Genomic DNA, 21698 nt, shown 5'->3' with positions numbered 1-21698 from the left:
AGCTCAGGCGAGGTCCCGCAGGAGGAGTGCCGTCTCCATCGCCGCGACCGCCGACTCGTATCCCTTGTCCTCCTTGCTGCCGGGCAGCCCGACCCGGTCGAGGGCCTGGTCGAGCGTCTCGCAGGTGAGCACGCCGTTGCCCACCGGGGTGCTCTCGTCGAGCGAGACCCGGGTCAGCCCGGACGTCACGGAGTCGCAGACGTAGTCGAAGTGGGCGGTCTCGCCGCGGATGACCGCGCCGAGCGCCACGACGGCGTCGCAGCGGCGGGCCAGCGCCTGCGCCACGACGGGGATCTCCAGCGACCCGGCCACCCGGACGACGGTGGCGCTCGCGCCGCTGTCGTCGCACGCCCGCACGGCCCGCGCCACGAGCTGGTCGGTGATCTTGGCGTGCCAGCTCGCGGCCACCACGCCGACCGTCAGCCCCGAGGCGTCCGGCGCCGCCGGGCTCGCGGGACGTCCCTCTCCGCTCATGACGCCTCCGAGATGTCGTGGCCGAGGCGCTCGCGCTTGGCCGTGAGGTACCGCTCGTTGTAGGGGTTCATCGCCACCGGCATGGGCTCGCGCCCGAGCACCTCGATGCCGTAGCCGTCCATGCCCCGGAGCTTGGCCGGGTTGTTGGTGAGCAGGCGGACCGACTTGACGCCGAGGTCGGCCAGGATCTGCCCGGCGTTGGAGAACTCGCGGGCGTCCACCGGCAGCCCCAGCTCCAGGTTGGCGTCGACGGTGTCGCTGCCGTTGTCCTGGAGGCTGTACGCCTTGAGCTTGGCGAGCAGGCCGATGCCGCGCCCCTCGTGGCCGCGCAGGTAGACGACCACGCCGCGGCCCTCCTCGGCGATCACGGCCATCGCGTGGTCGAGCTGCGGGCCGCAGTCGCAGCGCAGCGAGCCGAACACGTCGCCGGTCAGGCATTCGGAGTGGGCGCGGACCAGGACGTCGTCGCCGCCGTCGAGGTCGCCGTAGACGAGGGCGACGTGCTCGCCGCCGTCGAGGGCGCTGGCGTAGCCGTAGGCTCGCCACATCCCGTACGCGGTGGGCACGCTGGTCTCGGCGACCCGGGTGACCATGCTCTCGACGCGGCGCCGGTGGTCGGCGAGCTGCTCGATGGAGATGAGGGCCAGGCTGTGCTCGTCGGCGAAGGCGCGCAGCCGCGGGAGCCTGGCCATGGTGCCGTCGTCGTTGACGATCTCGGCCAGCGCCCCGGCCGGTGACAGCCCGGCGAGCCGGGCCAGGTCCACGGCCGCCTCGGTGTGGCCGCGCCGGGCCAGCACGCCGCCGTCCTTGTAGCGCAGCGGGAAGATGTGGCCGGGCCGGACCAGCTCGTTCGGCTCGGTCGCGGAGTCGGCCAGCGTGCGGATGGTCCTGGCCCGGTCGGCCGCGGAGATGCCGGTGGTGACGCCGTCGCGGGCGTCCACGGTGATCGTGTACGCGGTGCGCATGCGCTCCTTGTTCTGCGACACCATGAGCGGCAGGCCCAGCCGGTCGAGGGCGCGCCCCTCCATGGCCACGCAGATGATCCCGCTCGTGTGCCGGATCGTGAACGTGCACAGCTCCGGCGTGGCCCTGCCCGCCGCGAAGATCAGGTCGCCCTCGTTCTCGCGGTTCTCGTCGTCCACGACCACGACCGGCCGGCCGTCGCGGATGTCGGCGACGGCCCGCTCGACCGGGTCGAACCGGATGCCGCTCACGACGCCACCGCCACGGTCCCGCCGGAGGCCACCCGGGCCCGGTACTCCCTGAGCCACTTGACGAACCCGTACAGGACGAGCACGAAGAACACCCCGTACACCGCGCCGGACACCACGAGCCCCGAGCTGAACGCCAGCGGGACGCCCACCAGGTCGACCGCCACCCACACGATCCAGAAGTCGACCAGGGCCCTGCCCTGCGCCCACGTGGCGACGGCGCTGCCGACGAAGATGTAGGCGTCGGCGGCCACCAGGAAACCGCCCTTGGGCAGCGGAACGTGCGCCCCCCACGACAGCCCGGTCACCCAGAACAGGACGCCGACCACGGCGGTGCCCACCAGCATGACGGCGACGAGCCAGGTGCGCTCGGTGCTCGTCGCGGGCCGCACCGGCAGTCCGCCCTCCTGGGTGCCGCGCCGCCACGCCCACCAGCCGTAGATCGCCAGCGCTCCGAACAGCGCCTGCTTGAGCGCGTTGCCGGTGATGTGGGCGTTGATCGAGGCGATGAACAGCAGCACCGCGCCGGTGAGCTGCACCGGCCACGTCCACAGGGACTTGCGCACCGCCAGCAGGACCGTGGCCAGGGCGGCGATGTTGCCGACCAGGTCCGTCCAGAGCACATGGGTGCCGAACACGGTGAATCCGGCCTCTGCCCAGTTCACTGCTTGCCCACCAGCCTTTCGACATACTTCGCGATCACGTCGACCTCGATGTTGACCAGGTCGCCGACCCGGCGCTCGCCCATCGTGGTCAGCTTCAGCGTGGTGGGGATGAGGCTCACGCCGAAGTCTTCGTCGTCAACCGTCGTGACGGTCAGGCTGATTCCGTCGATGGCGACGGAGCCCTTCTCGGCGACGTACCGGGCGAGCGGTCCGGGCAGGGAGAAGCGCAGGTCGTCCCAGCGCTCGCCGGGCTCGCGCGACAGCAGCACGGCGGTGCCGTCGACGTGGCCCTGCACGATGTGGCCGCCGAGGCGCTGGTCGGCGCGCACGGCCCGCTCCAGGTTGACGGCGGCGCCCTCCCGCAGCCGGCCGAGGGAGGTGCGGTCGAGCGACTCCCGCATCACGTCCACGGTGAACACGTCGCCGTCGACCTCCACCACCGTGAGGCAGACCCCGTTGACGGCGATGGAGTCGCCGTGGGAGGCGTCGGAGGTGACGAGCGGGCCGCGCACGGACAACCGGGCGGAGCCGCCGTCCTGCACGAGGGCGGCCACCTCACCCTTCTCTTCGATGATTCCGGTGAACATCACTGCTCCTTGCGGGGGCGGGTGCGGGGAAGGGAAGGCCCGGTGCGGGCCGTCAGGCGGAGGTCGGGGCCGACGCGGGTGACGTCGTCGAGGACGAGGCGGTGGATGCCGGCGATGCCGGTGACGCCCGCGTCGCCCAGGGCGGCGGCGCCGGAGCCGAGGAGGGCGGGAGCGACGTAGGCCACGACCCGGTCGACCAGGCCGTGCCGCAGGAAGGAGCCCGCCAGGGTGGGGCCGCCCTCCAGGAACACGCTGACGATGTCGCGGCGGGCCAGCTCCCGCAGCAGCGGTACGAGGTCGAGGCCGCCGTCGGGGTCGCGGGGGACGCGGAGGACCTCGGCGGCCGGGGACTCGAAGGGGGTGGGGGCGCCGGGGGCCACGGCGACCAGCGTGGGCGCCTCGCCGTCCAGCACGCGGGCGCGCGGCGGGGTGCGTCCCTCGGAGTCGACCACCACCCGCAACGGACTGCTCCCGGCGGGAGCCTCGGGGGCGGGGCGGGCGGTGAGGCGGGGGTCGTCGGCCAGGACGGTGCCGATGCCCGCCACGATCGCGTCGGCCCGCGCCCGCAGCCGGTGGACGTCGGCGCGGGCCTCGGGCGAGGTGATCCACTGGCTGGTGCCGTCGGCGGCGGCCGAGCGCCCGTCGAGGGTCGCGGCGAACTTCCACGTCACGTGCGGCCGGCCCAGGCGCGCGAACGTCAGCCACTCGGCGTTGACCCGCTCCGCCTCCTCGGCGAGGGTCCCGGTCTCGACGGCGACGCCGTTCGCCCGCAGCCGGGCCGCTCCGCCGGCCGCCCGTGGCGTGGGGTCGGGCACGGCGACCACGACGCGGGCGACGCCGGCGTCGAGCAGCGCCCGGCTGCACGGCCCGGTGCGGCCGGTGTGGTCGCACGGCTCCAGCGTCACGTACGCGGTGCCGCCACGCGCCCGCTCGCCGGCCTGCCGCAGCGCGACGACCTCGGCGTGCGGCCCGCCGGCGCGGGCGTGGAAGCCCTCCCCCGCGATCCGTCCGGCGGCGTCGACGACGACGCAGCCCACGACGGGGTTGGGGCTGGTGGTGCCGTGCCCGCGCGCCGCCAGCTCGACGGCGCGCGCCATGAATCCGGTCTCACGGGTCAGGGGATCGGCGTCATGCGCCGCGGGATCTGTGGCGTCCGCCACGGCCCTGGTCTCCACCCCGGGTCTCCTCCTCGCCATCGGCTCTCGGCCATGGCGGGCCCCGGGGGATCGGGCGATGCGCGTACGCATCACAGAGGCGCCCGGCGATCGCCGGACACCCGCGCGCTTCCTCCCATCCGGACTTTGACCGTCGGTCCCGGAATTTCACCGGGTCAACCGGCCGATGGCATCGGCCGGGTCGCGGACTGTAACCGCCGGTTCGGAGTTTCACCGACCCCGGAGCACGCTAGCTCTGTTCTTGTACCAGTTTGCCATGCCACCGCAAGTGGCAGGCGCGCACCCCCCACTATGGCAACCAAGCGGCCGCTTGGTCAAATGTCAGGCGGCCATGATGCGACGGGCCTCGCGGGCCGCCGGGGAGTAGCGGACCTGGGCGGGGACGAGCCCGAGGCCGGTGTGCAGGGCGCGCAGCGTGGCCGTCGCCCACAGGTCGCCGACCGGGGTGGCGGGCAGGCCGTACAGTCTGCGGGCCCAGCGCGGCAGCGTCGCGAACGCCAGCATCGTCAGCGCGGGCACGGCCGCGCGCAGCGGCGTGAGGATGAACGGGAGCGGGGCGTTCAGCGACAGCCGCAGCGGGTGCGCCGCCTCGGGCACGAAGCGCAGGCCGGGGCGCTGCGCCTCGATGTAGTCACGCAGCTCGCCGACCGTTCCGGGGACGGTGTCCGGCGCGAGGCCGACCACCTCGGCCGCCCGCCGCCACTCGGCCACGAACGCGTCGGCCTCGTCGTCGCTGAGCTTGACCCCGCCGCGCCGCGCCACCGTCAGGTAGGAGTCCACCTCGCCGACGTGCACCCACCGCAGCGCCTCGGGCTCGTCGAGCCGGTACTCCTCGCCGGTGTCGGGGTCGTGCGCGGTCAGGCTGGCGTGGATCTTGCGGACGCGCCGGCCGGCCCGCTCCACCTCGGCTGTCGTCCCGTACGTACGGACGCGGACGAACTCCGTGGTGCGTACGAACCGGGACCACGCCTCGGCCGGGTCCATGAGGGCGGAGTGCTGGAGGACACCGCGCATGGCACGCGGGTGCAGCCCCTGCATGAGCAGCGCGCGCAGCCCGCCGACGAGGAGGATCGGCTCCCCCATCACGCGCCAGGTCACCGACCGGGGGCCGAACAGGCCGTGATCCGTCATAAGTGAGCAGTTACCCAGGTGTGGGTGGGTTTATGTCACTTTGCCGGTGTCGCGTCTGGGCTCGATTCGCGTTTCCGCATATTTCATGACCCACCAATGTGACGTACGCCATTGCGCCGGGGCCCCGGACCGCCGGATCATCATGATCGCCGTGTTCTTCCCGGCCGGTGGCCATGATGGACGTACGACGGACGGTGGAGGTTCGCGAGTGGAGTACGTGCGGGTCGGATGCGCCTGGCTGATCGCCGTCGTCTTCGCCATCACGGCCGTGTCCAAGGCACGCGACCTGGCCGGGTTCGCCCGCTCGCTGCCCGACCTCGTCCCGGTGCCCCGCGCTCTGACCCGCCCGCTGGCGGTCGTGGTGGCCGCGTTGGAGGGGCTGGTGGCGCTCCTGGTGGCCGTACCACTGGTCGCGGGGGTGTCCGGCGTCGTGGCGTACGGCCTGGGACTCGCCCTGCTGCTGCTGGCGGCGTTCACCGTGGCGATCGCCGTCGCGCTGCGGCGCGGACGGCGCGCCCCCTGCCGCTGCTTCGGCGCGTCCGCGGCCCCGCTCGGAGCCCGTCACCTCGTCCGCAACGGCCTGCTGATCATCGCCGCCGCGCTCGGCCTGCTGCAGCCGGCCGGGTCGCCCGCGCTCGCCGGGGTGGTGGTGGCGGGCGTCGCCGGGCTGATCGGGGCCATCCTCGTGGCCGCCTTCGACGACCTCGTGGACCTCTTCGCCGGCCCCTGACCCACGCTCGGGACCGGGCTGCGCCGGAGCCGGAGCAGCCCGGAGAGGGAGCAGCCCGGAGAGGGAGCAGCCCGGAGAGGGAGCGAACGCGTCACAGAGTGACGCCGGCGGCCTGGACGCGCAGGGCCTCCACGGCGGCCGAGGGGTCGCTGGCCCCGTAGACGGCGCTGCCGGCGACGAACACGTTCGCCCCCGCCTCGGCGACCCGCTCGATGGTCTCGCTCGTGACCCCGCCGTCCACCTGGATCCAGATCTGGCCGCCGTGCCGCTCGATCAGCGCGCGGGCGGTGCGGATCTTCGGCAGCACCATGTCGAGGAACTGCTGCCCCCCGAACCCCGGCTCGACCGTCATCAGCAGCAGCATGTCGATCTCGCCCAGCAGCCCCTCGTACGGCTCGACGGCGGTGCCCGGGTTGAGGGCGAGCGCCGCCCGCGCGCCCAGCGACCGGATCTGGCGCAGCGTGCGCACCGGCGCCCGCGCGGCCTCGGCGTGGATGGTGACGCTCCCGGCCCCGGCCTCGGCGTAGGCGGGCGCCCACCGGTCGGGGTCCTCGATCATGAGGTGGCAGTCGAGCGGCAGGGACGTGGCCTTGCGCAGCGACTCGACGACGGGCAGGCCGAGCGTGAGGTTGGGCACGAAGTGGTTGTCCATCACGTCGACGTGCAGCCAGTCGGCGTTGGACACCGCCGCTGCCTCGTCGGCGAGCCGCGCGAAGTCGGCGGACAGGATGCTGGGAGAGATCTGTACGGCCATGATGTGCCGAGTCTATTGAACCCGGCCCCGGTGCGCGGCCTCCGGGTCAGCCGCCCGCCCTCCGGCACGCGGCCGCCGGTTCGGGCGCCCGCCCTCCGGCATGCGGCCGCCGGTTCGGGTGCCCCGCTCTCCGGCATGCGGCGGCGGGGTCGGGCGCCCCGCTCTCCGGCACGCCCCCGCATCCGCATGCGCGCCCACGCGCGCGCACCACCGGATCACGCGGACCGCTACCCGCGCTTGCGGAGGAGGGCGAGGAACATCGCGTCGGTGCCGTGGCGGTGCGGCCAGAACTGGGCGTACGGCCCGTCCCCCAGGCCCTCGACCTCGGGCAGGTACGCGCGGGCGTCGAGCCGCTCCGCGTCGTCGCGGCGCGCGAGCACGTCGCCGACCACGACCCGGGTCTCCGCCAGATGCGGGGAGCAGGTGACGTACGCGACGACCCCGCCCGGACGGGTCGCGTCGAGGGCGGTGCTCAGCAGGGCGCGCTGGAGCCGCCCCAGCTCGGCCACGCTCGCGGGGTCGCGCCGCCACCGCGCCTCGGGTCTGCGCCGCAGCGCGCCCAGCCCCGTGCAGGGGGCGTCGAGCATGACGCGGTCGAACGTCCCGGGCCGCCAGGCGGGCCGGGTGCCGTCGGCGGTGATCACGCCCGCGTCCCGGGTGGTCTGCCACACGAGCCGCGAGCGGTGCGGCTGCACGTCGGCCGCCACCAGCCGCGCTCCACCCCGGAACGCCACCGGCCCCTGCCGCTCGTGATCCGCGTCGCCCCGGCCGTCGCCGTCCGCGGGCGCACCGGCATGAGCCGGACCGGAGGCACTCGACGGCACGCCGGTCAGATCCCCGTACGTGGCGACGGCGTCCAGGAGGCCCGCCTTGCCGCCCGGGCCGGCGCACATGTCCAGCCACAGCTCCTCGCGCCCCTCACCGGCCCCGGTTCCCGGACCGGCCGGGCCGAGGGGTACGCGGGTCAGGGCGAGGGCGACGAGCTGGCTGGCCTCGTCCTGCACGGCTGCGCGGGTCTCGGCGACCGCCGCGATCCGGCCCGGGTCGCCCTCCGTGAGGTGCGCCCCGTACGGCGAGTAGCGGGTGGGCTCGGCGCCCGCGTCGAGCAGCTCCCGCCGGGACGAGCGCCCCGGCCGGGCCACCAGCGTGACGAGCGGCCGGGCGTTGTCGGCGGCGAGCAGCTCGGCCGTCTCCTCGATCTCGCCCCCGAGCGCGTCGCGGAACGCGCTGACCACCCAGCGCGGGTGGCTGTGGACGACCGCGAGATGGCCCGACGGATCGTCGGCGAGGTCCGGCGCCACGATCGGCAGCCATTCTTCGAGCGTGCGAGAGGCGATCTTGCGCAGCACCGCGTTGACGAACTTGGCCGCTCCCGGGCCGATGCGCTGCCGTACCAGGTCGACCGTGGTGCCCACGGCCGCGTGCGGCGGGACGCGCATCCGGAGGAGCTGATGGGCGCCCAGCCGCAGGGCGTCGCGCACGCCGGGGTCGGGCGCGCGGTCACTGCAGATCGCGATGATCGCGTCGTACGTGCCGAGGCCGCGCAGGGTGCCGTAGGCCAGCTCGGTGGCCAGGGCCGCGTCGCGCCCCTTCAGCCCGCGTTCGCGCAGCAGGCGCGGGGTGAGCAGGTTGGCGTACGCGTCGCGTTCGTCGACGGCGCGCATGACGTCGAACGCGGCGTTACGCGCGGGGTCACGCGGTGCCCTGCCGGCTCCGCCACGCCCACGTCCGGCCCTTCCACCGCCGGGACTGTCCGCCCGCGCCTGCCCGCCGGCGGCCCGATCCCGGCCGCGACCGCCTTGGCGGCCCGTGCCACGGTCCTCGGGCCCACGGCCCCCGCTGCTGCTCATCCCCGGATTTCCCTCATGTCTGCGATCCATCCCGCCGCACGTTTCACGCGACGGTCATGCCTCACGATCCCGCCGCCCGGCCACACGGCCCGGACGCACGGCCCGGTTCAGGCCTACCGGTACGAAGCGACCGGTCACGCCGCCCGGACACCTGACCCGGTCAGGCCGAGCGGCCGACGCCACCTGGTCACGCCGCCCGGCGCCGGCCGGTGCCGACCGCGTCGGCCGGCACCGTGCGGCCCGGTCACTCGAACCGGTCGCCGTTCTCGACGCGTGCCCCCCGCGCCCACTCTCCCGCGCTCATCACCCGCTTGCCCTGCGGCTGCACCGCGTCCAGCTCGACCGGGTGGGTGGCGGTGCCGACCAGGACGGAGTTCTTGCCCGCGGCGATGGCGCCCGGGGCGAGGGCGCCGGCGGACGGCGCGAGGGCGACCGGACCGAGCTTGAGCCGCTGACCGCGGAACGTCGTCCAGGCGCCGGGGTTGGGGGTGCAGGCTCGGACGAGCCGGTCGATCCGCATGGCGGGCGCCGACCAGTCGACCTCCGCGTCCACGACGTTGATCTTGGGGGCGACGCTCACCCCGTCGGGCGGCTGCGGGCGGGCCTCCAGCGTGCCGTCCTCGACGCCGTCGAGCGTGGCCGCGAGCAGCCCGGCCCCGGACAGGGCGAGCCGGTCGAGGAGCGTGCCGCTGGTGTCGTCCGGCCGCACCTCCTCGGTGAGCACGCCGTAGACGGGCCCGGCGTCCAGCTCCTTGACGATCTGGAACGTCGAGGCGCCGGTGATCTCGTCGCCGTGCAGGATCGCGTGCTGCACCGGGGCGGCGCCGCGCCAGGCGGGCAGGATCGAGAAGTGCAGGTTGATCCAGCCGTGGCGCGGCACGTCGAGCGCGGACTGCGGCAGCAGCGCGCCGTAGGCCACCACGGGGCAGCAGTCGGGCTCCAGCTCGGCCAGTTGCTTCAGGAACTCGGGGTCGCCGGCCTTGGCGGGACGGAGCACCGGGATGCCCGCCTCCTCGGCCAGCTCGGCGACCGGCGAGGGGTGGACCTTGCGGCCCCGGCCCGACTGGGCGTCGGGGCGGGTGACGACCGCCACCACGTCGTGCCGCGGCGAGTCGATCAGCGCGCGGAGCGACGGCAGCGCCGTCTCGGGCGTGCCCGCGAAGACCAGGCGCATCGGCTCAGAGCGCCCTTCCGCCGGTGGCGTGCGGGGAGAACTTGACCGTCGGCGCGGACAGCCCGCTCCACTCGGCCTCGCGGATCGCCTTCATGGCGAGCTTGCGCTGCTTGGGGTCCATCCGGTCGATGAACAGGATGCCGTCGAGGTGGTCGGTCTCGTGCTGGAAGCAGCGGGCCATCAGGTCGGTGCCTTCGAGCACGATCGGCTCGCCGTGCATGTCGAAGCCCTTGGCCACGGCGCGGACGGCGCGCGGCGTCGGGTAGGACAGCCCCGGGAAGGACAGGCAGCCCTCCTCGCCCTCCTCGTCGAGCTCGGCGGACAGGTCGAGGTCGGGGTTGATCAGGTGACCGAGCTGGTCGTCCACGTAGTAGGTGAACACGCGCAGCCCGACGCCGATCTGCGGGGCGGCCAGGCCGGCGCCCGGCGCGTCCATCATCGTGTCGGTCAGGTCCTTGACCAGCTTGCGGAGCTCCTTGTCGAAGTCGACGACAGGGGCCGCCGGGGTGCGCAGCACCGGGTCTCCGAACAGCCGGATCGACTGGATCGCCAAGGGGTCACTCCGTTTCGCTTCGGTGGGGTGAGCCCAGTTTAGTGTGCTCCAGGGATCGCGCCTTCATCGCCGCTTTGCGGGCCGCCTTGACGACGGCGGGGTCGTCGTGGGCGGAGGCGAGCATGTCGAGGACGGCGATCGTGTCGGGGTGGTCGACGGCGGGCATCTCGCCGACGAGCCGGATCAGGTCCTCGCCGGGCTCGGGCGGGTCGAGCCGCCCGGCGGCGTGGCCGGACAGGTGCATGAGCGCCGCCAGGGAGTCGACCGCGATCCAGGTGTGGTCGTCGGCGCTCAGCGCGGGGGCGTCGAGGTCGCGGATGTGCAGCCAGGACGCGGCGTAGCGGCGCATCAGCGGCAGCTCCAGCGCCCGGCGCACCGGCGCCTCGGCCTCGGGGCCGAGCTCCTCCAGGATGGCGCCGACGGCGCCGCGCTGCCCGGCCGTGCCCTGCGCCGCGATCTCGACGAGCTCGCGGGCGGCCTCCTCGGGCGGGCGGCGTTCGAGCCAGCCCGCCACGGCGCTCTGCGTCGCGGCGCCCTTCACCAGCGCCTCGACCAGCTCGGCGGCCGACAGGTCGGCGAACACCTCCACCTCGGCGGCCGTCGGCGCGTCGTGGCCCTCGCGCAGCAGATCGCGGCGGATCGCCCACACCCCGAGGGGCGTGAGCGCCGTGCGGCCCGCGTCGGTCTGCTCGACCAGGCCGCAGTACGCGAGCAGGGCCAGCGCCTCCAGCAGCTCGGCGGGCAGCGAGGCGGCCAGCCGGCGCAGCTGCACGGTGCCCGGCCGGCAGGCGACCTCGTGGGACTGCAGGATGCCCCGCGCGAGGTTGGCGACGGCGACGCCGGAGCGCACGGAGTAGACGGTGGCCAGCATCTCGGCGAGGTGCTCGTCGACCACGGTGGAGCCGGTCAGCCCCTCGTCGGCGCGGTCGAGGACGTCCATCACCACGCCGTCCCAGAACTCCAGCGTCGCCTCGACCGTGAGCAGCTCCGGCAGCGGGCCGCGCAGCGCCTGGCCGCGGATGATCTGCAGCAGGCCGGTGTTGACGGCGACGATCCAGATGAGGCGCAGCCGCGCCGGTTCGACGCCGAGGGTCTCGGCCGCGGCGGCCTCGTCAGGCTCGGGAAGCAGCCCCTCGGGGGTGACGGGGCGGGTGCCGGTCCACGCGGCGAGGCGGATGGCGTCGGCCACGAGCGGCACGGCGGGCACCAGCCGGGCCAGCTCCGCGTCGGGGAGGAGGGTCACGGGCGGGAACGTCAGGGCCTCGTGCTCCTCAGCCGTCTCCTGCGGCGAGCGCGGCGGCACGGCGGGCTGCTCATCGATCAGCTTGCGCAGCTCGGCGAGGTCGAAGACATTGTTGGCCACCCACGAAACTTACTGCACACAAGTCACAGGGACGTACTCATCGCGTGATCCCGGTCGGGCCGTCGGGGGTCCTATCTGATCGCCCGGGAGCGCGCCTTGAACGCGGCCTTGCGCGCCGCCTTGGCGACCGTGCCGTCGGGGATCGAACGGCCGAGCAGCTCCAGCACGTCCACCACGTCGGGGTGGTCCACCCGCCACATCTCCTCGATGAGGTGGGCGGGCGGGCCGGAGGCGGCCATGTTCTCGGCGAAGATGTCGGGGTCCTCCTCGGCCGCGGGCATCGCCAGCGCCAGCATGTCGACGCTGACCCAGAGCAGCTCGTCCTGGGTGAGCGAGGGCGCCGGCAGGCCGCGGGAGGCGAGCCAGTGGATCGCGTGGGGGCGCAGCTCGGTGTCGTCGAGGACGGCGCGCACCTCGGGTTCGGCCTCGGCGCCCAGGTGGTCCACGATGGTGACGGCGATGCCGCGGGCCACGGCCGGCGCGCCGGACGCGGCGGCCAGCAGCTGGGCGGCGGCCTCGCCGGGGGTGCGGCGGCTGAGCCAGCGGGCGATGTCGTCCTCGGCCACCTCGGTGGGCAAGCCGTCGAGCAGGCCCTCGACCAGCCCGGTGGCGTCGGCCTCGGCCAGGTCGGGCGCCTCGGGGGCGTCGACGCCGAGCGCGAGGTAGTGCTCACGCAGCGCCCACACGGCCAGCGGCGTCAGCCCCGCCGTACCGCCCGCCGTACCGCCATGGCCCGCCGTACCACCCGCCGTGCCGCCGTGGCCCGCCGCACCACCCGCCGTACCGCCATGGCCCGCCGTACCACCCGCCGTGCCGCCGTGGGGCGCCGAAGGCGCGCCTGAGTCGCGCCGGCCCGCGAAGCCGCGCTGGGGGCCCGGGCCGGTGTGCGGGGCGGCGCCGATGCGGCCCGCGACCGGGGCGAGCCCGCGGCCCCCCGGTCCGGCTCCGCCGTCGCCCGGCCGCGTCCCGCCCGCTCCCGGCCCGCGGGGCGGCAGGAATCCCGGCGGGCCGGGCGCCCTCTCGATCAGCCCGCACCAGGCCAGCCGCTCCAGCGTCCCCGGAACGTCCACGTCGCCGTCGTCCACGACCTCCTGGAGGTAGTCGCCGATGACGGAGACCGGCACCCCGGTCCGCAGCCGGTACAACATGTCGAACAGGTCGTAGAGCTCCTCGTCCAGCTCGGCGCTGCCGGTGACGGCGCCGCGGGTGTCGTGGTCGACGAGGTAGGCCACCACGCGCGCCCACCGCCCCAACGCCACCTCCCCCGCGTCGTCACCTGAGCCGCCGTCGTCACTTGATTCGCCGTCGTCACCTGAGCCGCCGGCGCCATCTGATTCGGCGTCGTCAGCTGATTCGGCGTCGTCGAGGTGCCGCCGCAACTCGCCGACCAGTTCCTCGTACGACTGCTCCCGCGCTCCCCCGCCCCCCTGCACGGCCGTCCAGAGCGGCACGCGCTCCAGCGCCTCCAGCAGGTCCTCCGGCGGGACGAGCCGCACGCCGGGCAGCGGCGAGCACCCCGGGCAGTCGCAGGGCGCCTCACCCAGGTCGGGCAGCTCGCCGGAGGGGATCGCGATGGACTGCTCCAGGGACTCGGGTCCGATGGAGCTGAACAGGCTCTTGGCCATGCCGAAGTTGGACTCGTCGGCGAGCGCGTCGGACATCCTGGGCTCGATGTCGTCGATCCGGTCGCGCATCTCCCCCGCGACGGCGGCGCTCGCCCCGCCCGTGTCCTGGAGGTAGTCGACCAGGGTGCGGGCGGCGGCCACGGTCTGGGGGGCGCTCTCGGGCGGGGTGATGACCTTGCGCGGGTAGATGGACAGCAGCAGCTCGTCGAACGCGGCGGGGGTGAAGTCGCCCGGCGCGTTGACGTCGAGGTAGTCGCTGGCGTAGTCGCAGAGCAGGCGGACCTCGTCCGCGTCCACCTCGACTCCCCGCGCCCGTCCCCAAGCACGCAGGTCGTCGATGGCCTGGTTCACCCATTCGATCGACACAAAGGCACGCTAACGGCTGACTTACAGATGAGCGAATCGGGGAAACGGCCTAAATCAGGTCGAGCGGGTCGACACTCACCCTCACGACATCCGGCGCCTTACGCGCCGCGCGCACTCCGCTGGCCCCTTTGAGCGCCGCGGCCAGTACCGCTCCTCCCGGGCGTGGCACGCGGATCATGGCGCGCTCCTGCCCGGCCTCGTCGATCGGCACCGGGCCGAGCACCTGCGCGTCGGCGGGCAGTCGTACCTCGTCGAGCATCTGCCGCACCGCGGAGGAGACGCCCGTGAGCGTCGCCATGCGGACCGCGGGCGGGAAGCCCAGCTCGGCCCGGTCGGCCAGCTCGCGCTCGGCGTGCGTGATCGGATCCCACCGCAGCAGCGCCTGTACGGCCGGCAGCCCGGCGTCGGCCAGCACCACCAGCTCGGCGGCGGGACGGAGCAGGGCGGCGGCGTTCATCCACCGGCGCAGCGCCTCCTCGGAGGCCCGCAGGTCGGCCCGGCCGAGCAGCGACCACGCGTCGAGCAGCACCGCGGCGGCGTACCCGTCCTCCGCGACCGGCTCCGCGCCGGGCGTGGCGACGACCAGGGCCCGCGCCGCCGGCACGGTGGCCAGCACCCCGTCACGGCCGGACGTGCGCACAGGCGTGGAGGGGAAGGCGCGGCCGAGCTCCTCGGCGGTACGCCGGGCCCCGACGATCACGGCCCGCAGCCGCGCCCCGCCGCAGTGGGGGCACCGCCAGCCGGGGTCGACGCGCCCGCACCAGCGGCAGTAGGGGGCGGCGTGCCCCGCGCGCAGGGCGAGGGGGCCGTGGCAGAGCGGCTCCTCCCCCGCCACGGCCAGCATCCCGGCCTCCTGCTGCTCCCCGGCGGGCCCGGCCGGTCCGGCAGGTCCGGCGGGCGAGGGGGCGAGACGGGTGGGGGGCAGGGCGCAGCGGGCGGGGGCGCGGCACCGCTGGCACGCCACGGCCGGCAGGTAGCCGCGCCGGGGCACCTGCACCAGCACCGGCCCCTCCTCCAGGCCCTGGCGCAGCGCCCGCCAGGCCAGGCTGGGCAGCCGCGCCGCGCGGGCCGCCTGGTCCTTGGCCAGCTCGGCGTCCTCGCCGGCCGGCCGTACGCGCGGGGCGAGGCTCCGCACGGTCTGGCGGGAGGCGACGATCGGCCGGGCCCAGCGGGTGCTGACGAGCTGGGTGGCCTCGGCGGTGCGGGTGTAGCCGCCGACGAGCATGGCCGCGCCGGAGCGGTACGCCCGCAGCGCCAGCACCTCGCGGGCGTGCGGGTAGGGGGCGAGCCGTTCGGCGTGCAGGTCGTCGCCGTCGTCCCAGATGACCGCCAGGCCCAGATCGGCCACCGGCGCGAACATCGCCGCCCGCGTGCCCACCACCGCCCGCGCCTGGCCCCTGAGAAGGCGCAGCCAGCGGCGGTAGCGCTCGGCCGGGCCGAGGTCGGCCGTGAGCGCCACGTGCGCCCCGGGCTCCAGCGCGCGGGCCAGCGCGGCGTCGGCCAGGGCCACGTCGCGCCCGTCGGGCACGACCACGACGGCCCCCCTGCCGCCGTCCAGCGTGGCCCGTACGGCCTCCGCCACCTCGGGGGCCCACCCGCGGGCGCCGGGCAGCGCCTGCCAGACGGCGCGCGGGGCACGGCCCTCCGTGAGCGCCTTCAGGAAGGAGGCACCGGCCGGGTACGAGTCCCACGGTCCGGCGCCCGACGCGGCCGTCGAGGACTCGCCCGTGGCGGGCTCGCCCGTGGTCGGCTCGCCCGTGGTCGGCTCGCCCGTGGTCGGCTCGCCCGCGGTGGGCTCGGCCGCAGAGGGCTCGGCCGCGCGGCCCTCCCGCTCCCCCGGCACGGCCGGGACCTCCGCCTCGGCCTTGGCGTGGCGGGGCGGGACGGCCAGGCGGAGGACGTCGGCGAACGTGCCCGCGTACCGGTCGGCGACCGCCCGGGCCAGGCCCGCGATCTCCGGCGTCAGCACCCGCTCGGGCGAGACCACCCGCTCCAGGGCGGTCAGCGGCCCGGCGTGCTCGCTGCGCTCGGCCCGTTCGAGCACGAACCCGTCGACGAGCTTGCCGGCGAACCGCACCCGCACCCGCACCCCCGGCCGCGCGCTCTCGTGCATCGTGGCGGGCACCAGGTAGTCGAACGGCCGGTCGAGGTGGGGCAGCGGGTTGTCCACCGCCACCCTGGCCACCGGGTCGGAGGGCGCGGGAACCGGCGCCCCTTTGGACGGCACCACCGCGGGCCGCACGGCGTCGAGCGGCAGCAGGGCGTCGTCGGAGTCTGTCACGGACTACGTCTACCAGAACCCCGCGACCTGCAGGACCACGCCGGCACCTCGCCCGGCGCCGCCCATGCTCCGACGTCGCCTCAGGACCCGCTTCGGGCGGGCACGAGCCTGCGCGCCGTGACCGGGCGGGCGAGGACGAGGTCCAGCACGTCGCACGCGTGCCGGTACGGGGCGCCGTCCCGGTGCCGGGCGAGCGCGCCCTCGTCCTCCCACTCCTCCACGACCACCATCCGGGCGGGCCGGTTCGGGTCCGCGTACGGCTGGTAGGCCAGGCAGCCCGGCGCTTCCAGGGACGGCTCGATCAGCGCCTCCAGGGCGGTGCGGAGCCGGTCCTCCCACCCCGGCGCGGCCAGGCACTCGGTGACGACGACGAGCCGCATGCCGCCCGTCCGTGGACCGTCACGGGCGGGCCGGGCCGGAGCCCGCGCCCGTGGCCGTGATCGCGGCGGCGATCTCGTCGAGGTCCGCCGGGGTGAGCGTCACGGAGGCGGCGCCCACCCAGCCGTCCACCTGGTCCGCCCGTCGGGCGCCCACGATGGCCCCGGTGATGCCCGGCCACGCCAGCGTCCAGGCGATCGCCACCTCGGCCACGGTCGCGGAGTGCCGCTCGGCGACGGGCCGCAGCGCGGCGGCCAGGCGCAGGTTGGCCGCCAGCCCGGTGGTGAAGTCGTGGTGGGCCGAGCGCCAGTCGTCGGCGGGCAGCGCGGCGGCCCGCTCGGCGGTGAAGGCGCCGGTCAGCAGCCCCGACTGGAGCGGCGAGTAGACGATCACGCCGGTGCCGTGGGCGTGCGCCCAGGCGATCTCGGCCGCCGCCGAGCGGTTGATCGCCGAGAACGGCGGCTGGATCACGTCGACGTGGGCGATCCGCTCGGCCGCCGCCAGCTGCTCCGGCGAGTGGTTGGACAGGCCGATGGCCCGCACCTTGCCCTCGGCCTTCAGGTCGGCCATGACCTGCCAGTACTCCTCCAGCGGGGTGGCGTTGGGCGACACCGCCCCGGATCCGTCACCGGCGTACTCCAGGGACTCGCCGGTGTCCGGCCAGTGGACCTGGTACAGGTCGATGCGCTCGACGCCGAGGCGCCGCAGCGAGTCCTCGACCTCGCGCCGCACGCTGTCGGGGCGCATGATCCGCCGCGGCGCGGCCTGCGGGTCGTCCGGGTCCCACACGAGGCCGGCCTTGGTGAAGATGTACGGCCGCTCGGACCCGGGCAGGTCCGCGACGGCCTTGCCGACGAGCTCCTCGGAGTGGCCGAGGCCGTACACGGCGGCGGTGTCGATCCAGTTGACGCCGGAGGAGAGGGCGTGGCGGATCGCGGCGACGGACTGGGCGTCGTCGGTGGCGCCCCAGCCGAAGCGCCAGCCGGAGCCCGCGACGGCCCAGGAGCCGAAGCCGACCCGGCTGATGTCCATGCCGGTGCGGCCGAGCGGGCTGGTGGGCAGGTGGGTGATGGTCATCAGAGCGTTCTCCCGTGTGATGAGGTCGCCGGGTTCCTCCCGGCGGTCATCACTCTGGCCGCCCGCCGCGGCCCTACCCAGTGCCGTCGCGTGCCTGGGCACGGCGTGACCAGGCAACGGCAGCCGGCGGTCCGGGATACTGGTCCGCATGGCACTGGACAGACGCGCCGAGCTGGGCGAATTCCTGCGATCCCGGCGGGCGCGGCTGCGGCCCGAGGAGCTGGGGCTGCCCGACTACGGGGGCCGGCGGCGCGTCCCCGGGCTGCGCAGGGAGGAGCTGGCCCTGCTGGCCGGGGTGAGCGTGGACCACTACGTGCGCCTGGAGCAGGGCCGCACCCTGCACTTCTCCGAGGAGGTGCTCGACGCGGTCGCCCGCGCCCTGCGGCTGGACGACGTGGAGCGCGAGCACCTCCACCGGCTGGCGCGGCCCTGGTCCGGGAGCGAGCGCGGGCCGGTGCAGCCCCAGCGGGTCCGGCCGGGGCTGCGCCGCCTGCTGGACCTGGCCGACGGCGTGCCCGCGTACATCGTGGGCCGCGACACGGACGTCCTGGCCTGGAACCGGCTCGCCGCGGCACTGATCACCGACTTCGGCGCGCTGCCGCCGGAGCAGCGCAACCTGGCGCGGCTGGTGTTCCTCGACGAGGGGATGCGCGGCCTGTACGAGGACTGGCCGGGCAAGGCCGGTGACGTGGTCGCCTACCTGCGTCTCGACGCGGCCCGCCACCCGGACGACCCGCGGACCGCGGCGCTGCTGGACGAGCTGGCGGCCGCCAGCCCGGAGTTCCGGCGGGCGTGGGAGGAGCACCGGGTGAAGGACAAGACCCACGGGCGGTACGTCTACCTGCATCCCGTGGTGGGCCGGCTGGACCTCGGGTTCGAGACCATGCGGTTCCCCGACGACCCCGACCAGGCGCTGATCGCGCACACCGTGGAGCAGGGGTCGCCGTCGGAGACCGCCCTCCGGCTGCTGGCGGCCTGGGCCCGGGAGACCGTCCCCACCCCCTGACGCCCGGCTGCCGCCTCGTCTCCCGGCCGTCTCCGGACACGCGGATGCCGGTCGTCTCCGGAGCGTCTCCCGGCCGTCTCCGGACGCGCGGATGCCGCGTCTCGCCGGAGCGGGACGCGGCATCGGAGGCCGTGGGCCGGTGTGGCCGGCGAGCCGGTGAGGTCAGAGACCCGCGGCGGTGCGCAGGCTCTCGGCGCGGTCGGTGGACTCCCAGGAGAAGCCCTCGCGGCCGAAGTGGCCGTAGGCGGCCGTCTCGGAGTAGATCGGGCGCAGCAGGTCGAGGTCACGGATGATCGCGGCCGGGCGCAGGTCGAACACCTGGAGGACGGCCTCCTGGATCTTCTCCACCGGCACCTTCTCGGTGCCGAAGCACTCGACGAACAGGCCGACCGGCTGGGCCTTGCCGATGGCGTAGGCGACCTGGACCTCGCAGCGGTCGGCCAGGCCGGCCGCCACGACGTTCTTGGCGACCCAGCGCATCGCGTAGGCGGCGGAGCGGTCGACCTTGGACGGGTCCTTGCCGGAGAAGGCGCCGCCACCGTGGCGGGCCATGCCGCCGTAGGTGTCGATGATGATCTTGCGGCCGGTGAGGCCGGCGTCACCCATCGGGCCGCCGATCTCGAAGCGGCCGGTCGGGTTGACGAGCAGGCGGTAGCCCTCGATGTCGATGTCGAGGCCCGCGAGCACGGGGTCGACCACGTGCTCCTTGATGTCGGGCGTCAGCATTTCCTTGAGGTCGATCTCGGCCGCGTGCTGCGTGGAGACCACCACGGTGTCGAGACGGACCGGCCGGTCGCCGTCGTACTCGATCGTGACCTGGGTCTTGCCGTCGGGACGCAGGTAGGGCACGGTGCCGGACTTGCGCACGTCGGCCAGGCGCTTGGCGAGCCGGTGGGCCAGCGTGATCGGCAGCGGCATCAGCTCGGGCGTCTCGCGGCAGGCGTAGCCGAACATGAGGCCCTGGTCGCCGGCGCCCTGGCGGTCGAGCTCGTCGGCGTCGCCGCTGACACGGTGCTCGTAGGCGTCGTCGACGCCCTGGGCGATGTCGGGCGACTGGGCGCCGATGGACACCGAGACGCCGCACGAGGCGCCGTCGAAGCCCTTGTGGGAGGCGTCGTAGCCGATCTCCAGGATCTTCTCCCGGATGACGCCGGGGATGTCGACGTAGGTCTCGGTCGTCACCTCGCCCGCGACGTGGACCTGGCCGGTGGTGATCAACGTCTCGACGGCGACCCGGCTCTTGGGGTCGTCCTTGAGCATGGTGTCGAGAATCGCGTCACTGATCTGGTCAGCGATCTTGTCCGGGTGGCCCTCGGTGACCGACTCCGAGGTGAACAGGCGGCGTGACAACTCAGTGGCTCCTCATGCAGCGGCTGCTGACGGATGTGCGGCTCCGGCTGCTGAACGGGCCAGGGCCTCGCCGAAGTCTAGCCCTACCGGCCGTCCGGTCGCGAAACCGCCACGCGAACAGGGACTTCACAAAAAGGGACTTTACAGATCGGGCAAGGGGTCAGGGGGCAACGTCTCGGGGGCGAACACCTCGGCGTCGGCCGCGGCGACGACGGCCGCGTACTCCTCGTCGAACTCGAAGGCCATGGACCCGAGCTCGATCACCGGCCCGGGAGCCTGCATGATCGGCCCGAGCCGGGTGTGGCGGGGGAAGGCGGCGTAGACGGACACGGGCCGGTCGGTCCTGAGCATGCGGGTGGCGAGGACCGAGATGGCCCTGTCGGTGACGACGATGAGGAAGTTGGCGGCTCCGGGCGGGCCGAGGGACAGCGCGGGGAAGACGTAGAGGATCTGCTCCTGGTCTCCCAGCAACGTCCTGCAACGATCCCTGACAGCGGAGCTCACCGGCATCGAGTCCCCCTTCGTGCCAAGTATCCGCAGCACCGGGGGGTGTAGCAACAGCCGATCCGGTAATCCACCGGTCCGGAAGAGGGCGCCTGGACGGGGTCAGGCGAGGCGGGCGGCGACCAGGTCCCAGACGGCGTCGGCGACGTCCTCCTTGGGCCCGCGCGGCACCTCGACCGGGTCTCCCCCGGCGACCAGGACCACGGCCGCGTTGTCGGGGGTGCCGAAGGCGAGGCCCGGGCCGACCTGGTTGACGACGAGCAGGTCGCAGCCCTTGCGGGCGAGCTTGGCCTGGCCGTTGGCGAGCACGTCGTGGGTCTCGGCGGCGAACCCGACGATCACCGCAGGGTACGGCGGGCGCTCCCCCGGCCCGGCTCCGGCGGGGGCCCCCGTGACGGCCCCGGTCCTGGCGCCGGCGACGGTGTCGGTCGCGGAGCCCGTCACGGTGCCGGTGACAGCCCCCGTGACGGCGCCCACGGTGGCCGGGGTGGATCCGGCGGCCGAGCGGCGCAGCTCGCCCAGCTCGGCCAGGATGTCGGGGTTCTTGACCAGCGCGATCGGCTCCGGCTCCCCGTCCGTTTTCTTGATCTTGGAGTCGTGGGGGGCGGCGGGCCGGAAGTCGGCGACCGCCGCCGCCATGACCACCACGTCTGCGGCGGGTGCGGCGTCGAGCACGGCGTCGCGCAGCTCGGCGGTGGACTCCACCCGCACCACCGTGGCGCCCGCGGGGTCGGGCAGGGAGACGTTGGCGGCGACCACGGTGACCTCGGCGCCCCGGGCGGCGGCCGTGCGGGCGAGGGCGTAGCCCTGAAGGCCGGAGGAGCGGTTGCCGATGTAGCGGACCGGGTCGATGGCCTCGCGGGTGCCGCCGGCGGAGATCACCACCTTGCGCCCCGCCAGGTCGCGGGGGCGGCCGCGCAGCACGCGCAGGCACACCTGGAAGATCTCGGCCGGGTCTGGCAGGCGGCCGGGGCCGGTGTCGGCGCCGGTGAGCCGGCCCACGGCCGGGTCGATCACGATGGAGCCCCGCTCGCGCAGCGTCGCGACGTTGGCGCGGGTGGCGGGGTGCTGCCACATCTCGGTGTGCATCGCGGGGGCGAACACCACGGGGCACCGGGCGGTCAGCAGGGTGTTGGTGAGCAGGTCGCCGGCCAGCCCGTGGGCGGCCCTGGCGAGCACGTCGGCGGTCGCGGGCGCCACGACGACGAGGTCGGCGCCCTGTCCGATGCGGACGTGAGGCACCTCGTGGACGTCGTCCCACACCTCGGCCGACACCGGGTGGCCGGACAGGGCGGCCCAGGTGGGCTCGCCCACGAACCGCAGCGCCTCGCGGGTCGGCACGACCCGCACCTCATGCCCGGACTCGGTGAAGAGCCGGAGGAGCTCACACGCCTTGTAGGCCGCGATGCCGCCGCTGACGCCGAGGACGACCTTCATCGAAGGG

General features: G+C 74.8%; 20 protein-coding genes and 1 riboswitch. Of the genes, 2 read left to right on the top strand and 18 right to left on the bottom strand.

Annotated elements, in window-relative coordinates:
- Positions 1–3: 3 nt before the first annotated feature.
- The 6 genes from ribH to ABZS51_RS28635 all read right to left on the bottom strand — a co-directional run bounded on the left by ribH (position 4) and on the right by ABZS51_RS28635 (position 5243).
- Positions 4–474, bottom strand: coding sequence for a 6,7-dimethyl-8-ribityllumazine synthase (ribH, locus tag ABZS51_RS28660; RefSeq protein ID WP_310714401.1), 471 nt, complete (start codon positions 472–474; stop codon positions 4–6).
- Positions 471–1688, bottom strand: coding sequence for a bifunctional 3,4-dihydroxy-2-butanone-4-phosphate synthase/GTP cyclohydrolase II (locus tag ABZS51_RS28655; RefSeq protein ID WP_355447203.1), 1218 nt, complete (start codon positions 1686–1688; stop codon positions 471–473). Before ABZS51_RS28655 ends, ribH begins: the two co-directional genes overlap by 4 nt.
- Complete coding sequence (locus ABZS51_RS28650) at positions 1685–2350, bottom strand: nicotinamide mononucleotide transporter family protein (RefSeq protein ID WP_310714396.1); 666 nt, start codon at positions 2348–2350, stop codon at positions 1685–1687. Before ABZS51_RS28650 ends, ABZS51_RS28655 begins: the two co-directional genes overlap by 4 nt.
- Positions 2347–2937 (bottom strand): riboflavin synthase, encoded by a 591-nt coding sequence (locus tag ABZS51_RS28645; protein ID WP_355447199.1) that lies wholly within the window; start codon positions 2935–2937, stop codon positions 2347–2349. The genes ABZS51_RS28650 and ABZS51_RS28645 overlap by 4 nt, the downstream gene beginning before the upstream one ends.
- Complete coding sequence (gene ribD / locus ABZS51_RS28640; protein ID WP_355447196.1) at positions 2937–4112, bottom strand: bifunctional diaminohydroxyphosphoribosylaminopyrimidine deaminase/5-amino-6-(5-phosphoribosylamino)uracil reductase RibD; 1176 nt, start codon at positions 4110–4112, stop codon at positions 2937–2939. The genes ABZS51_RS28645 and ribD overlap by 1 nt, the downstream gene beginning before the upstream one ends.
- A gap of 101 nt (positions 4113–4213) precedes the next feature.
- Positions 4214–4344, bottom strand: a riboswitch (FMN riboswitch).
- An 89-nt stretch (positions 4345–4433) separates the two neighbouring features.
- A complete protein-coding gene (locus ABZS51_RS28635; protein WP_355447193.1) occupies positions 4434–5243 on the bottom strand; it encodes an oxygenase MpaB family protein in 810 nt (269 codons plus the stop codon).
- Between the two features lie 208 nt (positions 5244–5451).
- On the opposite strand from ABZS51_RS28635, the gene ABZS51_RS28630 reads away from it, so the two are divergent.
- Positions 5452–5973 carry a MauE/DoxX family redox-associated membrane protein gene (locus ABZS51_RS28630; RefSeq protein WP_355447190.1) on the top strand — a complete coding sequence of 174 codons (522 nt, stop codon included), beginning with the start codon at positions 5452–5454 and terminating at the stop codon, positions 5971–5973.
- Positions 5974–6064: 91 nt separating this feature from the next.
- Here the strand turns inward: ABZS51_RS28630 and rpe are convergent, their stop codons facing one another.
- The 9 genes from rpe to ABZS51_RS28585 all read right to left on the bottom strand — a co-directional run bounded on the left by rpe (position 6065) and on the right by ABZS51_RS28585 (position 17394).
- Positions 6065–6727: a ribulose-phosphate 3-epimerase gene (gene rpe, locus ABZS51_RS28625; RefSeq protein ID WP_355447187.1), complete on the bottom strand. Its 663-nt coding sequence runs from the start codon at positions 6725–6727 to the stop codon at positions 6065–6067.
- Between the two features lie 227 nt (positions 6728–6954).
- A complete protein-coding gene (locus ABZS51_RS28620; RefSeq protein ID WP_355447184.1) occupies positions 6955–8577 on the bottom strand; it encodes a transcription antitermination factor NusB in 1623 nt (540 codons plus the stop codon).
- Positions 8578–8821: 244 nt separating this feature from the next.
- Positions 8822–9751, bottom strand: coding sequence for a methionyl-tRNA formyltransferase (gene fmt / locus ABZS51_RS28615; RefSeq protein ID WP_355447181.1), 930 nt, complete (start codon positions 9749–9751; stop codon positions 8822–8824).
- A gap of 4 nt (positions 9752–9755) precedes the next feature.
- Complete coding sequence (gene def / locus ABZS51_RS28610) at positions 9756–10304, bottom strand: peptide deformylase (RefSeq protein ID WP_310714383.1); 549 nt, start codon at positions 10302–10304, stop codon at positions 9756–9758.
- A gap of 4 nt (positions 10305–10308) precedes the next feature.
- Positions 10309–11667 carry a hypothetical protein gene (locus tag ABZS51_RS28605; RefSeq protein ID WP_355447178.1) on the bottom strand — a complete coding sequence of 453 codons (1359 nt, stop codon included), beginning with the start codon at positions 11665–11667 and terminating at the stop codon, positions 10309–10311.
- A gap of 71 nt (positions 11668–11738) precedes the next feature.
- Positions 11739–13658, bottom strand: a complete 1920-nt coding sequence (locus ABZS51_RS28600) for a hypothetical protein (RefSeq protein WP_355447175.1) — start codon at positions 13656–13658, stop codon at positions 11739–11741.
- A 49-nt stretch (positions 13659–13707) separates the two neighbouring features.
- Positions 13708–15939 carry a primosomal protein N' gene (locus ABZS51_RS28595; protein WP_355447172.1) on the bottom strand — a complete coding sequence of 744 codons (2232 nt, stop codon included), beginning with the start codon at positions 15937–15939 and terminating at the stop codon, positions 13708–13710.
- 80 nt (positions 15940–16019) lie between these two features.
- Entirely contained in the window at positions 16020–16319 is a 300-nt protein-coding gene (locus ABZS51_RS28590) for a putative quinol monooxygenase (RefSeq protein ID WP_355447169.1), read from the bottom strand.
- Positions 16320–16338: 19 nt separating this feature from the next.
- Positions 16339–17394 (bottom strand): aldo/keto reductase, encoded by a 1056-nt coding sequence (locus ABZS51_RS28585; protein WP_355447166.1) that lies wholly within the window; start codon positions 17392–17394, stop codon positions 16339–16341.
- 148 nt (positions 17395–17542) lie between these two features.
- Here ABZS51_RS28585 and ABZS51_RS28580 point away from each other — a divergent pair, with 148 nt between their 5' ends.
- Positions 17543–18400 carry a helix-turn-helix transcriptional regulator gene (locus tag ABZS51_RS28580; protein ID WP_355447163.1) on the top strand — a complete coding sequence of 286 codons (858 nt, stop codon included), beginning with the start codon at positions 17543–17545 and terminating at the stop codon, positions 18398–18400.
- A gap of 162 nt (positions 18401–18562) precedes the next feature.
- Here the strand turns inward: ABZS51_RS28580 and metK are convergent, their stop codons facing one another.
- From metK to coaBC, 3 genes are all read right to left on the bottom strand, one after another.
- Positions 18563–19750 carry a methionine adenosyltransferase gene (gene metK, locus ABZS51_RS28575; RefSeq protein ID WP_310714367.1) on the bottom strand — a complete coding sequence of 396 codons (1188 nt, stop codon included), beginning with the start codon at positions 19748–19750 and terminating at the stop codon, positions 18563–18565.
- Between the two features lie 141 nt (positions 19751–19891).
- Positions 19892–20221 (bottom strand): hypothetical protein, encoded by a 330-nt coding sequence (locus ABZS51_RS28570; RefSeq protein ID WP_355447159.1) that lies wholly within the window; start codon positions 20219–20221, stop codon positions 19892–19894.
- 135 nt (positions 20222–20356) lie between these two features.
- Entirely contained in the window at positions 20357–21691 is a 1335-nt protein-coding gene (gene coaBC / locus ABZS51_RS28565) for a bifunctional phosphopantothenoylcysteine decarboxylase/phosphopantothenate--cysteine ligase CoaBC (RefSeq protein ID WP_355447156.1), read from the bottom strand.
- Positions 21692–21698 lie beyond the last annotated feature (7 nt).

The sequence above is a fragment of the Nonomuraea sp. NPDC005501 genome (assembly GCF_040605905.1).
GTDB lineage: Bacteria > Actinomycetota > Actinomycetes > Streptosporangiales > Streptosporangiaceae > Nonomuraea.
The sequence above is the reverse complement of the archived record's forward strand: the minus strand, read 5'-3'. Positions and strand labels throughout refer to the sequence as shown.